Source organism: Paraglaciecola hydrolytica (assembly GCF_001565895.1).
GTDB lineage: Bacteria > Pseudomonadota > Gammaproteobacteria > Enterobacterales > Alteromonadaceae > Paraglaciecola > Paraglaciecola hydrolytica.
Genome location: NZ_LSNE01000005.1, coordinates 168,214 through 183,040, shown reverse-complemented (window position 1 = coordinate 183,040; position 14,827 = coordinate 168,214). Strand labels below are relative to the sequence as shown.

General features: G+C 43.2%; 9 protein-coding genes. 7 read left to right on the top strand and 2 right to left on the bottom strand.

Annotation, left to right across the window (positions count from 1 at the left end; all coding sequences use genetic code 11):
* The first annotated feature begins 5 nt into the window (after nucleotides 1–5).
* The 7 genes from AX660_RS08760 (at nucleotide 6) to AX660_RS08725 (ending at nucleotide 11,496) form a co-directional block, all read left to right on the top strand.
* On the top strand, nucleotides 6–806 hold the full coding sequence (locus AX660_RS08760) for an alpha/beta hydrolase (protein ID WP_068375668.1): 801 nt from the start codon (nucleotides 6–8) through the stop codon (nucleotides 804–806).
* Between the two features lie 102 nt (nucleotides 807–908).
* Nucleotides 909–2,066, top strand: a complete 1,158-nt coding sequence (locus AX660_RS08755; RefSeq protein WP_068375665.1) for a cytochrome P450 — start codon at nucleotides 909–911, stop codon at nucleotides 2,064–2,066.
* Between the two features lie 69 nt (nucleotides 2,067–2,135).
* A complete protein-coding gene (locus AX660_RS08750; RefSeq protein WP_068375663.1) occupies nucleotides 2,136–2,444 on the top strand; it encodes a 2Fe-2S iron-sulfur cluster-binding protein in 309 nt (102 codons plus the stop codon).
* Nucleotides 2,445–2,455: 11 nt separating this feature from the next.
* Entirely contained in the window at nucleotides 2,456–3,718 is a 1,263-nt protein-coding gene (locus tag AX660_RS08745) for an NAD(P)/FAD-dependent oxidoreductase (RefSeq protein WP_068375661.1), read from the top strand.
* Nucleotides 3,719–4,013: 295 nt separating this feature from the next.
* Complete coding sequence (locus AX660_RS08740) at nucleotides 4,014–6,509, top strand: DUF7133 domain-containing protein (RefSeq protein WP_235594700.1); 2,496 nt, start codon at nucleotides 4,014–4,016, stop codon at nucleotides 6,507–6,509.
* Nucleotides 6,510–6,971: 462 nt separating this feature from the next.
* Nucleotides 6,972–9,173, top strand: coding sequence for a beta-galactosidase (locus AX660_RS08730; RefSeq protein ID WP_068375655.1), 2,202 nt, complete (start codon nucleotides 6,972–6,974; stop codon nucleotides 9,171–9,173).
* Nucleotides 9,174–9,213: 40 nt separating this feature from the next.
* A complete protein-coding gene (locus AX660_RS08725) occupies nucleotides 9,214–11,496 on the top strand; it encodes a CRTAC1 family protein (protein WP_068375653.1) in 2,283 nt (760 codons plus the stop codon).
* Nucleotides 11,497–12,063: 567 nt separating this feature from the next.
* On the opposite strand, the gene AX660_RS08720 is transcribed toward AX660_RS08725, so the two are convergent.
* Both AX660_RS08720 and AX660_RS08715 read right to left on the bottom strand, forming a co-directional pair.
* A complete protein-coding gene (locus AX660_RS08720; protein WP_068375651.1) occupies nucleotides 12,064–12,363 on the bottom strand; it encodes a HigA family addiction module antitoxin in 300 nt (99 codons plus the stop codon).
* Nucleotides 12,364–12,526: 163 nt separating this feature from the next.
* Nucleotides 12,527–14,827 (bottom strand): Ig-like domain-containing protein (locus tag AX660_RS08715; protein WP_068375649.1); only part of this gene is annotated, 2,301 nt, incomplete at its 5' end.

The window sequence follows — 14,827 nt, the reverse complement described above, 5'->3', positions numbered from 1 at the left end:
ATCAAATGACCGTCACGCGAATCGAAAAATCTAATCCACTTTATGCACGGCACAATACCCTGACACTGACCCTGCATTCAGACAATCTACAAAGGCGGCAAGACGTCACGGTTTACAACGCTTACAGCAGCGCTAAAAACCTGCCGATTGTTGTGCTGTTGCACGGAGTCTATGGCAACAATTGGGTATGGATGGATCTGGGTGGTGCCCATGTAGTTTATGAGCAATTACGCCAACAGGGACTGTCAGAATTTATTTTAGTTATGCCCTCAGACGGTGGTCTTTGGGAAGGTTCTGCCTACCTGCCCTTGCAACAAGGTAACTTTGAACAATGGATAGTTGATGATGTGCTTAGCGCCGTTATACAAACAGTCGATGCTGCCAGCGGTTCCAGTCGCCTTTATATTAGTGGCTTATCTATGGGGGGTTATGGTGCATTACGCCTAGGGGCGAAATACGCACAGAAATTTAGTGGTATCTCTGCTCATTCAGCTATCACTCAACTCACTGATATGTCCTTGTTCACAGACAAAGCCATCAGCGAATATCACACCCTCGATGCACATGAAGCCGATATTATGTATTGGTGTCAAAAACACAGTAATAAGCTACCGCCATTACGTTTAGATTGTGGCAAACAAGACTCTTTACTTAGCAGCAATCAAACCCTGGTCAAGGCTTTGCTAGCAGCAAATATTCCCCACCATTATGAAGAACTAGAGGGTGGTCACGAATGGCCCTATTGGCACCGTAATCTAAGTAAAACCTTAGTTTTCTTCAATGAGCTTGAACAAAATCACCAATAGAGCATATTTTTGATACTTTTTGCAGATTATCTGAAATTAACCGGCAATAAAGTGCATTAAAGTAACATTAACCAGATCATCGATAGTTAATCGGAGAGAAAAATGAAACACAGCGCAATCAACGATCCCTTTGAGCAAGCAAGAGTCGAACAAGGCTATGCACAAGTCAGTGATCAAGATGATCCCGTCACTATGCTGCTCAGACTAAAAGATGTTAGAAAGTGCGCCCATAATTGGCAGACCTTTCAATCTGGCGCTGTGCCCGGACGTATTGTGGTGCCTTCTGAAGTTAGCATTCGCACCACTCGTCAAATTCCCTTTGAAGTTGACCCGCCCCTACATAAGAGTTTTCGTGAGCTGCTTGAGCCTTGGTTTAAACGGCCATTACAAGCTGACTATCAGCAGCAATTACATCAACAAATTGAAACTTTAGTAAAATCAGTGTTGCTGGGTGAGCCGGTTGAGGTGATTGAAGACTTCGCCTTAGTTTTGCAGTCACGCGCCCTAACCCTCCTGTTGAACATTCCTTTTGCCGAGTCCGAATTGTGGATCAGCTGGGGCACTCATGTATTTCGTAGCGAAGGTGAAGCACTGGATGGCGACAAAGCCAATATTCTGTACGACTACATTGATGCACAAATTGACAAAGCCATGGCTAAGCCCGGTGATGACTTGTACTCCATGTTACTGGCGGCCGAGGTCAATGGTAATAAACTGAGCAAAGAAGAAATCAAAGGTGTGATGATTTTAACCTTTGCTGGCGGTCGCGATACGGTGATCAATGCGGTATCCAATACCATAGCTTATTTCTCAGAACACCCTGAATCACTCCAACGCCTACGTGATGAGCCTGAAATACGTGGCCGCGCAATTGAAGAATTTGTCCGTTACTTCTCGCCCCTAACCCATATGGGCCGCGTAGTCACAGAAGATACTCAAGTTTGTGAACACGCCGCTAAAGCCGATACACGAGTCTCCTTGTGCTGGGCCTCAGCCAACCGTGATGCATCGGTTTTTGAAAACCCCAATGAAGTAGTGTTGGATCGTAAAATGAATCCTCACGTTGGTTTTGGTTTTAGCCACCATAACTGCTTGGGTGCAACTCATGCGCGACAAATATTAAGCACGCTTATCAACGTATTGTGTGAAAACGTGCAATCCATTGACTTTATTGATGGCCAAGAAAACATCGAACATTGGGATGAATTTAAACGCAAAGTGGGTTACCACAACTTAAACGTAAAATTTAATCCAGCCTAATGCTCTAAAAAACGGCCTAACAAATAACAGCAGCAATTTTTTAATCAAATCCTATTAAGGTTAATAAACATGGCAAAAATTACATTTATTACTCAAGACAACATCAGCGTTGTCGTTGAAGGTCAGTCTGGCTCATTGATGGCACTGGCGGTGGAAAACGGTATTAAAGGCATTGATGGCGATTGCGGCGGAGTATGCTCTTGCGCCACTTGTCATGTGCATGTTCAAGCAGATCAAATGCAGCTAGCCGGTGAAGCCAGCGAGATCGAAAAAGACATGTTAGAGCTGGATGATAATGTCAGTGAATTCAGCCGTTTGTGCTGCCAAATTGAAATCAGTGATGCGCTAGATGGCATAGTGCTAACTGTCGCCAATTAAGGAATAAGATGATGGAAGATAAGGCTATAAACACAACACGTTGTATCATTATTGGTGCCAGTCATGCAGGAGTAAATTGTGCTTTTGCTTTGCGTAAAGCTGGCTGGGATGGTGATATAACACTATTTGATGCCGATCCAACCTTGCCTTATCACCGTCCTCCCTTATCCAAGGCCTATTTAACCAGCGACGATGGTATTGAAAAAAATCTACTAAAGTCGGCCGACAGTTATGAAAAAGAAAACATAACACTCAATCTAGGCCTGACAGTCAGCGCCATTGATAAAAGTAACCATACCATCACCACCTCTGACGGCAAGGTTCACTCATATAACAAACTGGTTATCGCCACTGGTGCAAGGCCTTTTATTCCGCCGATTGCGGGACTTGAGCAAGCTCACCAACTTTATCCTTTGCGCTCCGCAGCCGATGTAAATCACATCCGCTCTGCTTTAAAGCAAAGCCCCAGTAAACGCGTAGTCATTATAGGTGGGGGTTATATTGGTTTAGAAACAGCCGCTTCCATGAGAAAACTGGGCGCGAGTGTGACGGTATTAGAGCGTGAACAACGCATATTGGCTCGGGTGACTGCCCCAGTGATGTCTGACTTTTTCAGCCTATTACATGCACAACACGGCGTTGAGATACTCACCAGTAAAAACGTGGCGCGCATTACCACAAGCCCAGATTACAACATGGTTATCTGTGATGATGGCAGCGAGTATCCCGCAGACATTATAGTTGTAGGTGTGGGTATTCGGGTCAATACTGAATTGGCGCAGGCTGCTCAGTTAGATATCAATAACGGCATCGTGGTTGATGACCAAGCACGCAGTAGTGATCCTGATATTTATGCCATCGGCGATTGCAGCTACCACTTCAATCCCCACTACGACCGTTTCATCCGTTTAGAGTCGGTGCAAAATGCGGTCGATCAAGCCAAAGTGGCGGCAGCGTCCATTTGTGGTGAGGCACCAATCTACGACAGCTTGCCTTGGTTTTGGTCTGATCAATACGAGGTTAAATTACAAATGGTGGGTTTATCCACCGGATACAACAACATTGTGCTCAGAAAAGAACTCAGTGATGACGGGCTCACTGAACACAAATTTTCTCTGTGGTATTTCAAAGATGAAACTTTACTGGCCGTAGATGCCGTTAACAACGCCAAAGCCTATGTAGTTGCCACTAAACTGCTAAAAAGTGGTACAACAGTCGACCAAGTAAAACTCGCTGATAACAACCAAGAGCTAAATCCGGCTAATCTTGTCTAATTTAAAAATGCATTTATTCATTAGAAAAGTCTCAAAGCTGGACTTTTCTAACCATTTTGACAATTCGTCTAAATTTCATAACGCGTAAATAAAGGCTCACAATTGCTATAACACCAATGATCATTTATTAATTGTCGGCAATTAACATTAAATCAAAATCATAACGAGTTATTTCATGCTAAAAACCGTTTTAAAATCGAAATTTTGCCTTACCTTTTTTCTGTTATTGGGATGTCAAAATCCACCAATTGATGACCTTAAACCAAACAGCACTGTTCAACAGCAGGATGATGAGTTGATTAAAGCCTTATCCCCGCAAGATTCCTTAGCAACTATGGTGGTGCAAGACGGTTTTAAAATGGAATTGGTGGCTCATGAACCTATGGTAGAAGAGCCTGTTTTACTGGCTTTTGATGGCAATGGCCGCATGTACGTAGCGGAAATGTTAACTTATATGTTAGATGCTGATGGCAGTGGCCAAATGGATCCTGTTAGCCGCATAAAACGCCTTGAAGATACCAACAATGATGGTGTGATGGACAGTTCGACTATCTTTGCCGATAACTTATTATTGCCTCGAATGATCCTGCCCTTGGGCGACGGAAAAATTATTGCGCGAGAAACCAATACATTTGATCTCTTATTGCTGGAAGATTTAGATGGTGACGGTGTGGCCGAGAAACGTAGCACCATATTTAAGGGCGGCCCCAGAGGTGGCAACCTAGAACATCAACCTAGCGGGCTTATTTGGGGTATTGATAACTGGTTATATGTGACTTATACCAACAAGCGCTATCGCATAGAAGGTGACAAAGTTATCGCCCAAGAAATGCGTTATGGCGGAGGTCAATGGGGTTTAGGCCAGGATGAAATGGGCCGCATTTATTATTCAGCGGCAGGGGCAGAAAATCCGGCATTCAGTTTTCAATATCCCAGTGTGTACGGCATGATCCCGGTCGAAGGAGAAACCACTCCAGGGTTTAACGAAGTCTTTCCCATTGAGAAGACCCCAGATGTACAAGGCGGCAGACTCAGATTACGTGACGATAACACCCTCAATCGCTTTACTGGTATCGCCGGTCAAAGTGTTTATTTAGGCGATAAATTTCCAGAAATTTACGGTAATTACATTGCGCCGGAGCCAGTGGGTAATCTGATCCGCCGGGCGGACATTAAACGCAATGAAGGTTATTCAATCATCTCCCATCCTTATCAAACACAACAAAAGGAATTTATTGCCTCTACCGACACGGCATTTAGACCCGTTTGGAGTGAAACCGGCCCCGATGGCACTATTTATCTTGTGGATATGTATCGCGGTATTATTCAAGAAGGCAACTGGACTCAAAAAGGCTCTTTTTTGCGCGAAATGATCGACAAATTTGGCCTAGATAAAATTATCGGCCGTGGGCGTATTTATCGCATCACCAAACCTGATGTTGATTTGGGTGAAAAGCCAAACATGTATGCACAAACGCCGATGCAACTGCTTCAACACCTTGCCCATCCTAACCAGTGGTGGCGTATTAATGCGCAGAAGTTTATCGTCCTAGCTCAAGATAAATCCGTAGTGCCAGCGCTGCAAAAAATGGCATCAAGCCATGATAATCCATTGGCTCGTTTACATGCATTGTGGACACTGGAAGGCCTAGGCAATGTGGATAAAAACTTATTAATCGAGAAATTCACTGACGTTGATGAACGTGTTCGTGTGGCAGCCTTACGCATCTCGGAACAATTAGTCACTAAAGATGAGCAATCAATGCTGACAGTATGGCAGACCTTAATTAGCAGCGCCGATCTAGAGTTAACTCAACAGATCTTCCTATCTACTTTTTATGTTGATGTGCCAGAGCCAATGCGTAATAACATCCGTGAGCAGATATTAGCTAAGTACCCACTGCAGAAAAGTATCGCGGCTATTGATCAAGCACTTAGGTATCAAATAAAAGAAAAACAAATTCAAGCTGCTCTTGCCAAAGGCAACAAACAATTAGCCTTGTCAGTAAATCGCGGTAAACAACACTTTGATTCACTTTGTGCCAGTTGTCACGGACCTGACGGCAAAGGAACTCCTGCAGGTGAACATCTCATCGCCCCATCCTTTGAAAACAACCCAAGAATTAATGGTGATCTGGCCATATTAGGGCGTATTGTTTTAGACGGTTTATCCGGCCCAATCGAAGAGCTTAACTATGTTGGTGGGGTGATGGCATCAATTGCCTCAAACGATGATCAATGGATTGCCGATGTATTAACCTACATTCGAAATAATTTTGCTAACCAAGCAGACATGATTACACCTGAACAGATAAGCAAACTTAGAACCTTGGATGAGCGTAAGACTCCGTGGACCTTAGCAGAATTAAATCAAACCTTTGCTAACAAAATCACCAATAAAAATGCATGGAAATTCACTGCCAGCCATAATTCAACAAACTTTGCTGCCATAATTGATGGTAAGGCCGATTGGGGCAAATGGGACAGCGAAGCACTACAAAGTATTGGTATGTGGCTACAAGTTGAATTACCCCAAACCTATCACATTAGTCGAGTCGAAATGGAGTGTCGTGAGTGGGTATGGAATTGTGCAAGAACCTTTGATCTACAATTTTCTATTGATGGTATAAATTGGCAAACGGTTGACAATAATATTCAAAAAGGAGACCAAAGGATCAGTGATACTTTAGGTCAGCAAGCTCGTTTTATTAAATTTATATTGAAAAACGGCAGCTCAACTAATTCGTGGTCGGTAACCGAACTCGACTTATATGGTAGCCCTATTCACTAACAATTATCAGCCAAGTAAGTAATGCTTACTTGGCTTAGTGCACAGCGCCCAGTAATAGTGCTTGTTGGGCGTTACGATGTTGATTGAACAAATACCCGCGTTATAGTTATTACCATCGCTTGAGGCAAATGAGGCGCGTAAGTAATAAAAATGACCGGCGGGTAATTCTGCCTTAGGTCTTAAACCATCCAACGAAATTGTCATAGAAGATGTACGCTTGACGGTATTTAATATCCTTGAGTCCGTTAAGACCGCATCTTTTTCTGGGATCCATTCACTTTTAAAGTGACGTAACCAAAATCTAAGCCCGCCCTCATCAGAGGCAATTACCTTAATATCAATAAGCCGCAAACCAGCTATGTTTTAATACAAAAATATAGATCAAATTAATAATTAAATGTTAACATTTGACAACAATCAAACCCAATTTCCTTCTTTGCTGAATATAAAAAGGTTTTTACGATGAAACTTAATATGCAATCGATTAAAAGACTTAGCCTCGCATTTTTACTGATGTCTGGTAACGCTTTAGCCAACTCTGCCCCCAATACGGCGGTGCCTGATAGCTTAACGTTGTTTGATTTTGAACAAGGTTTTGATTTGGGATCTGCACAAACAAGTGATGCAAAGGTGAGCCTTGTCCATAAAGATGGCTCGCAACGATTATTGGTTGAGACAGGCATGCGCTCGGGCGCTCCTGGTGTCACCATTAAACGTGCAAATGGAAGCTGGGATCTAAACGATTATTACCATGTAAAAATGGACATCACCAACGCCGGCGACCAGACAGCGCGCATCATATTTAAAGTGGGCGATCCGGCTGACGGCATGGAAGCGTGGCAAATGGAAATTCGTTTTGATTTAGCGCCAGGTCAAACCAAAACAGTGTCTGACGATATCATTACCTCCCCATGGCGTTTTACTAAACCTTTGCAATTATTAGCGATGCGGGCGGCACCAGGGCAGGCAAAAACTGATTTAAGCGCTATCAATCAAGTGAAGGTAACCATTAATTCCCCTGACGCCAACCACAAGTTATTAATCGATAATATTCGAGCCACCAACCCAGTACGTTGGGTTGAGCCTGCAGGTTTTCTGCCCTTTGTTGATCGTTTTGGTCAATACAAACACGCCCATTGGCCAGGTAAAACGCTTTCTGTAGACGATCTTCGGCAACAAGCTATTGAGGAAGATCGTGAATTAGCAGCCAATCCTAGTCCGGCTAATTTTAACCAATACGGTGGTTGGAAAGACGGTCCCCAGCTCAAAGCAACAGGCTATTTTAGAGTAGAGAAGTACAACGACGTTTGGTGGTTTGTGGATCCTGATGGGCGTTTGTTTTGGTCCCATGGTGTTGGTGTGGTTAACGCTGCAACCGCAACGACAGGCACCACAGATAGAGAAAACTATTTTGAGTGGCTACCAGAAAAAGACACAGCTTACGGCGCTTTTTATTCAAGTGAAGAGCGAGCATCACATGGTTACTACAGCACCTTAGACAAACGTGAAACCTATAACTTTACTGCGTCAAACCTTTATCAAAAATATGGGCAAAATTGGAAGCAAGACTTTGATCGTGTTACCCATGCTCGCCTACACAGCTGGGGCATGAATAGCCTAGGGGTGGCCTCTGATAAAGAGCTGACCATGCAAGGTAAAACGCCTTACACTGAAACCGTATGGGTTACGGGTACCAAAAAGATTGCAGCTTCAAACGGATATTGGGGTAAATTCCACGATGTGTTTGATCCTAGTTTTCGCAGCCAATTAAAAAAATCCCTTTCTAAGCGCCAACATACTGTTGATGATCCCTGGTTATTAGGATTTTTTATTGAAAACGAACTATCTTGGGGTGCGGAAGGCTCCCTTGCCATTGCGACACTTGCTAGTCCAGCAGAGCAACCAGCCAAAGTAGAGTTTTTAAAGGATTTAAAAGCTAAATATAAAACCATCAATAAACTTAACCAAGTATGGGGCACACAACACTCGTCGTGGAATGCACTATTGGCCTCAACTGAAACCCCAGATCAAGTCAAAGCCTGGGATGACTTACAGTTGTTTTACCAAAAAATTGTTCAAACTTACTTCTCAACGGTAAAAAACGAACTGAAAAAAGTCGCCCCTAAGGCCTTGTACCTTGGTTGTCGTCTGGCTTGGGCAAACAGCGATACCGTTATTCATACTGCGGCTGAGTATACCGATGTGATCAGTATGAATAAGTACCAATATAACGTGACCGATGTTGGTTTGCCCGAAGGTGTGGATCGCCCCATACTTATAGGCGAGTTTCATTTTGGCTCTTTAGATCGCGGCGCGTTGCATCTTGGTGTGGTAGAAGCATCCAGCCAGTCTGAGCGTGCAGAACTCTATACTGAATATGTAAACAGCGCCCTGCTCAACCCCTATATTATCGGTACTCACTGGTTTCAGTACGCAGAACAACCACCTACAGGCCGTGGCGATGGAGAAAACTACAATGTGGGTATTGTGGACTTGGCTGATAAACCCTTCCCTGAATTGGTAAAAAGCATTAGAGAAGTCGGTGATCGCATGTATATATTCCGCCATTCAGCGGCGACAAATGGCGACATAGTGCAACCCAAAAAACCTGCAAAATTAGACTTTATACAAGTGGATGAAGACGCTCATACCCGTTCAAATTAATGCAGTCAAAATTAACAACACGACATAGGGTTATTAGGTCATGAATAAACTAAGCAGCGCAATCAGTGTAAGCGCGATTGTCTTCACCACAAGCCTATTTATTAGCGCTTGCAGTAGCGTAATAGATAAGCAAACGAAGCATAACGCCTCACCAAGTCAGCCTGTGATTAATAATGCAGTGCGAATCAATAATCAAACCAATTATGTAATGGATTATGAAGTACAGGGTTCTTTACTTAAAAAATTGACTCTCCATCTTAGCCTCGACAAACATTATGGTAGTTTGAGTTTATCTGCCAACAACGACGTGCTGGTAGACAATATGGATATTCCAAGTGCAGGTGAACATACTCTAAATGTGTTAGTGCCCTTTAAAAAATTGGGCCAGCAAGTATTAAGCTTTTCTGGGCGTAGCAATAATATCACTATAAACCATGCCTACTTTGAGGACATAAACGGGCTCGACTTGCCAAGTTATCGCAATATTTCTCAAGAGATTGGCCTTGATACCGAAGAAACCTACAAATACGGTGGGCCTGCCGTGGCCGACTATGATCAAGATGGTGATTATGATTTTGCCCTTAACAATCATAATCATATCCCCACGCAAATCGTGACCAATAACAAGGGCAAAGTGAGTATCCAGCGCTTATTTGATTCGCCTCGAGATTTACATGGTTCCAGCTTTGGTGATTATGATAAAGACGGCGACTTAGATTTGTTGATAGCCCTAGGTGGAGGCAGTGGTACTAACCCCACCTCTTATGAATTATTCCGCAACGACTCAGGGCAATTTATTAATGTCTCTACTGCTGCCGGTATTAATCTGCCCGCGCGAGGGCGCTCGCCACGTTGGGTCGACATCGATCTGGATGGTGACTTAGATATCGCCTTATTCAATGCACAAACACCCAACTATTCCGGGCCTATTCAAATTTTTTATAAAAATAACGGTGATGGCACTTTTACTCATACACAAATAACAGGCTTACAAGACGCCTATGCTGAGCGTGTACTAGTGACTGACATTAACAACGATGGCAAAGATGATTTTTTGTTATTTTCACCCGCTTCACTGTGGCTAAATAATGGCGATTGGACTTTTACTGATGTCTCAAAACAGTGGTTACCTGAACATATCAATGGCCAAGAACACATCATTAATGCCGCCCAACTCGACGTTAATAATGATGGTTTATTTGATTTGTATTTTGCCCGTGGTAAAACTCATTACCAACTCTCCAACAAGTCCATCGACTTTAACCCTAACAATAAAAAGCTCGATATACGTGACAACGGCGAGACCGGTACAACCTTGATCAATTTTTCTGCCAAGGGTGACATTAACCTGTCGGATATGGAGCTGGTTTATCGTTTATATGATGGTGGCTGGGCGATTTATCTGGGTGACAACAAAACCCGCCATGTCGTTAATGCCAAAGGCTTTCAAGACAGACAACGGCCCATAGAAATGCGGTCTGCACCCATGTCGCTAAATATTAGCCAAGACATGGCTAATGGCTGGCCACAAAGCCGAGAAAACAACGGCATGTATATTGGTTATCTTGGTAATGGCCAATGGCGAGCCGAATGGGTCAGAAAGCAAAATGTTTTTTGGGGTGTTTCATTTTCACTTACGGGTGTCAGCGATGTAAGCCATGAATGGCCACCTAACTACCGCAACGAAAAAGACATCTTGTTAATTAACCAAGGCGACCACTTTGTGGATGCGTCGGATGCATGGAACCTGCCCCCAGGTGGAGATCATTGGGGTGTGACTCATGGTGATATGAACAATGATGGTTTTGAAGATATCTTTTTATATCGTTATGGCTTTTTAAAAGAGCGCATTGCCGATTTAGTCTTACTTAACACCGGCAACAATAGCTTTGAAATAAGCACCCAACATGGCGCTTTTACCCCTACAGATCCAGGGCATGGTGATATGGGTCAAGCTTTTGATTTTGATTTGGACGGGCAAATCGACATGCTAAATGGCAGTGAAGAAGAAGGCCATTGGTACCTGTATAAAAACGTCAGTAATAATACCAATAACTTTGTATTGGTGGATGTAGATTATAGCCCAATTAACAAGGTGGACGCCTATTCAGCAGTGGTAACCATAACTACCGCTTCAGGTAAACAATATAAAAAACGAGTGGGCTCTGCAGGTGAGTCATTTTCACAAAGCATGCTCAACAAAGTCCATTTTGGTCTAGGCCAAGAGACTCACATAAAACGCATTGAGGTACGTTGGAGAAATGGTGAGACTTTTGTGTTAAACGATCTTGAAGCCAATAAGATGTATAGCCTTCATCCTTGAAACTGCAGGTTTGTTGGCTGCATTCATTTGCCGCCGTGCAATTCCAATGATGTTGGGTATAAGCAGCTAAGGCTATTTTCTACACAAAAATGTGATGCAAAACGATGTCCTAAATGAGCTTACTCTTTTAGGACATCTACTGCACTTTGCTTAAACTGCAGATCCAATATTGACATCAAGATCGAGACACTACGCCAGCATTAATGAAGCTGCGCTTTCCAGTTTTTCATTGGTGTATACCCAAGCAACCTGAAGATGCAGGATTATGAATACCGTCCATGGTATTCACCATAGGTCAACCTGCGGTTGTTAAAATGTGTTCCATACACATTTTTCAGTGGGAATTAAATCCGTTTTAGACAAGGCAAATGCTTGAAGGTGTTCTTTGTTTATAAGAAAGGGACTAAATCGAAAGCATTTAACGCGGTATAAAACGGATTTCAACCCACCGGCACGGCGCTTCTGAGGGAGCTTATTTCGGTGTTGAACTGATTTGAAAGGGTAATGCCATTCCTGCATCAGTTCGCCTGGAACTAAGCTCCCTCAGAAACGCTGAAAATCGTATCTTCAGGTTGTTTGGGTATAAAAATCATATTGGGTTTGATAATGCAGCCAAGCCCCTGCGCTAATATTGGTACAAGCCTCTAACTTACGTGCAAGTGCAAGTTCAACACCGACACTGACATGACCATTGGTAAAACGAGATAAATGCTTGGTAGAAATACCAATGCGTTTAGCCACTTCATCTTGTTTAAGTGAGGTTTTGGACAAACAACGACGTTGGAACACTTCACCAGGATGGGGGCGGTAAAGTGAATCAGCACGCACAGTAGACTCTGATTGAGTAACAAACGCTGGAATAGTCATGGATTATACTCCCTTAACTCAACACTGTAACAATCAACCTAGCAGAGATCACAAAGTTTTACTCCGTGATCTCAGAGTAAAATCGCTTTTACCTTAAGCTTTCAACTATTGACTGCTTATCCCGCCTATTCTGTTCATTCTGCTTATCCTGCCTAGTCTGCTTTTACTTTTTCGCCACAATATTAATGGGATAGATTGCAGAATCATAATTATTACCGTCACTCGAAGTAAAAGACGCACGTAAATAATAAAACTGCCCTTCAGGGAGCTCTGCCGTGGGTGTTAAGCCTTCTAGCAAAAAGGTCATCGACGACGAACCTGATTCAGTTTTTAAAGCGCTAGCGTCTACCAATACCGTATCTTTTTCTGGGATCCATTCATATTTAAAGTGACGAAACCAGAAACGTATACCGCCCTCGTCCGAGGCAATCACCTTATGGCCAGTACCAGCATGATATTCCACATTGAGAGTGATATTTTGGCCAACCACAAGCGCGCCATTAGCCAGTTCATCTGCATTGGTAATTTTGATATAGGGTTTAATAAAGGCTTTGATGTTTAGTTTAACTTCATCGGCAATGGCTGGGTAAACCTGCGATTGAGCACGAATAATAACCTCACCACTCGTCAGCGCAGTCACCCTACCCTTAGCATCCACAGTAGCAATATTGGGTTCACTACTGCTCCACACCAAACTCACATCATCAGCTTGTTGTGGCATTTCCGTTACGGATAAGTCTAATGATTGGCCACTAAACAATTCAGTAGCTGGCGCAGCAATCTTTACCGTTTCTAGCTGTATAGGGTACCAATTTTCGATACTCACTTTAGTGCTAGCAGGTAAACCATTCGCTTCACTGGTTGCGGTAATAAACGCCGTATCTTTTGCTTCACCTAAGGCAGTCACTACACCTTGTTGATCAACCTTAAGCACAGCGTCGTTACTGCTTGACCAAATTAGTTTTTTATCCGCATTAGCAGGTAAAATTGCTGCATCTAGCTGCACAGAGCTACCACGTCTGAGCTTAAGCATAGCGGGTTCAAGTTTAAGTGATACGGGATCAACCTTATCCGTATCAAACAGGGCATTCACTGTTTTGTCCTTAATGATTATGGTCTCGCCGTTACGCCATCTGACTTCAATACTGTCGATCTTTTCCTGTTCGCCAAGGCCAAAATGCACAATATTTAGTAAACTTTGTGAGAATATCTCCCCGGCAGAGCCCACTCTTTTACGATAAGTATGCTTAGCGGTTTTGAGGATAACCTGTGCAGAGATCGCATCGATATGAGTCTTGGGCCCATAACCCACTTTAACCAAGGCGTAATTGCCCTGTTGGTTTTTCTGCTCGGATGGCTGATTAGTTGGCTGGTTGAATAATTGATTAGCATATAAATACCACTGCCCGCCTTCGCTGCCATTTAATAAATCAATGTCGCCATCAAGGTCAAAATCAAAGGCTTGGCCCATATCACCATTGCCTGGACCACCTACATCATTGGCGCCATGCATGGTAACGGTTTCAAACTGACCTTTGCCGTTGTTTAACAACATATAGTCAGAGCTGCGCCCCTGAATAAAGCCCCAACGATAGACAAACAGATCCTGATGACTATCGTTATTAAAATCACCTACTGTCACCCCTAGGGCATTACCACCACTTGGGATATTCCATTGTTGAGACACATCGGTAAATTTGCCATCATCGTTACGCAGCAGCACATCGGCTTCGTTACGATTTTGTGGGGTGAACTTAGGTGTAACAGAGTTAACGCCATTTAAACTAAATTTAAAGCCCCAAAATATATTGCCGTTGCGCACTAGCGCAGCCTTCCACTTGCCTTTACCAATATGGCCAAAATACATGCCGTTTTGTGAAATATCATCGGGCCAGCCCTGGGCTTGAGCAGGGCTAATGGTCAATTCTTGATTGTTAGCCAGCACGGTAGCGTCTTTGTTACTGCCCAAAAATAAGGGGTAGTCTTTACCTCTAAACTCCCCTTGGGCTAAAAAGTAATAATTATAAAAATGGATATCACCCTCGGCAGTAAATTCAAATTCATCCACACCTTTAAAACCCCGAGGTTTAATAGAAAAGGTTTTAGCGATGGGATCAAAGTCCATAGATGGGGTTTCGCCCAAACCAAATTCGAATTCCTTACCTCTGGCCAGATACAAATCAAGATCGCCGTCATTGTCCATATCAATATCTGCGATGGCCATAATGTTATTCAACTCAGTTACCGCTTTTGGAAACTGCGATGTCACCTCAGTAAAAGTAAAATCACCATTACCCAACCACACCGATAAAGGGCCGTACAAAATCACATCGTCAATATGATCATTATTGATATCGGTAATCAAAGCGCGAGAAGGATGGGCGTCTTGAATGCCAGCAACGGATTTAAAGTTAAAAGTGCCGTCCCCCATATTTTCATAGAAAAAATGTTGGGGTTTTTCTTT

Bases quoted from the DNA above. Each gene is read 5' to 3' on its own strand.
- AX660_RS08760 (WP_068375668.1), top strand. From the start codon at position 6: ATGACCGTCACGCGAATCGAAAAATCTAATCCACTTTATGCACGGCAC.
- AX660_RS08755 (WP_068375665.1), top strand. From the start codon at position 909: ATGAAACACAGCGCAATCAACGATCCCTTTGAGCAAGCAAGAGTCGAA.
- AX660_RS08750 (WP_068375663.1), top strand. From the start codon at position 2,136: ATGGCAAAAATTACATTTATTACTCAAGACAACATCAGCGTTGTCGTT.
- AX660_RS08745 (WP_068375661.1), top strand. From the start codon at position 2,456: ATGGAAGATAAGGCTATAAACACAACACGTTGTATCATTATTGGTGCC.
- AX660_RS08730 (WP_068375655.1), top strand. From the start codon at position 6,972: ATGAAACTTAATATGCAATCGATTAAAAGACTTAGCCTCGCATTTTTA.
- AX660_RS08725 (WP_068375653.1), top strand. From the start codon at position 9,214: ATGAATAAACTAAGCAGCGCAATCAGTGTAAGCGCGATTGTCTTCACC.
- AX660_RS08720 (WP_068375651.1), bottom strand. From the start codon at position 12,363: ATGACTATTCCAGCGTTTGTTACTCAATCAGAGTCTACTGTGCGTGCT.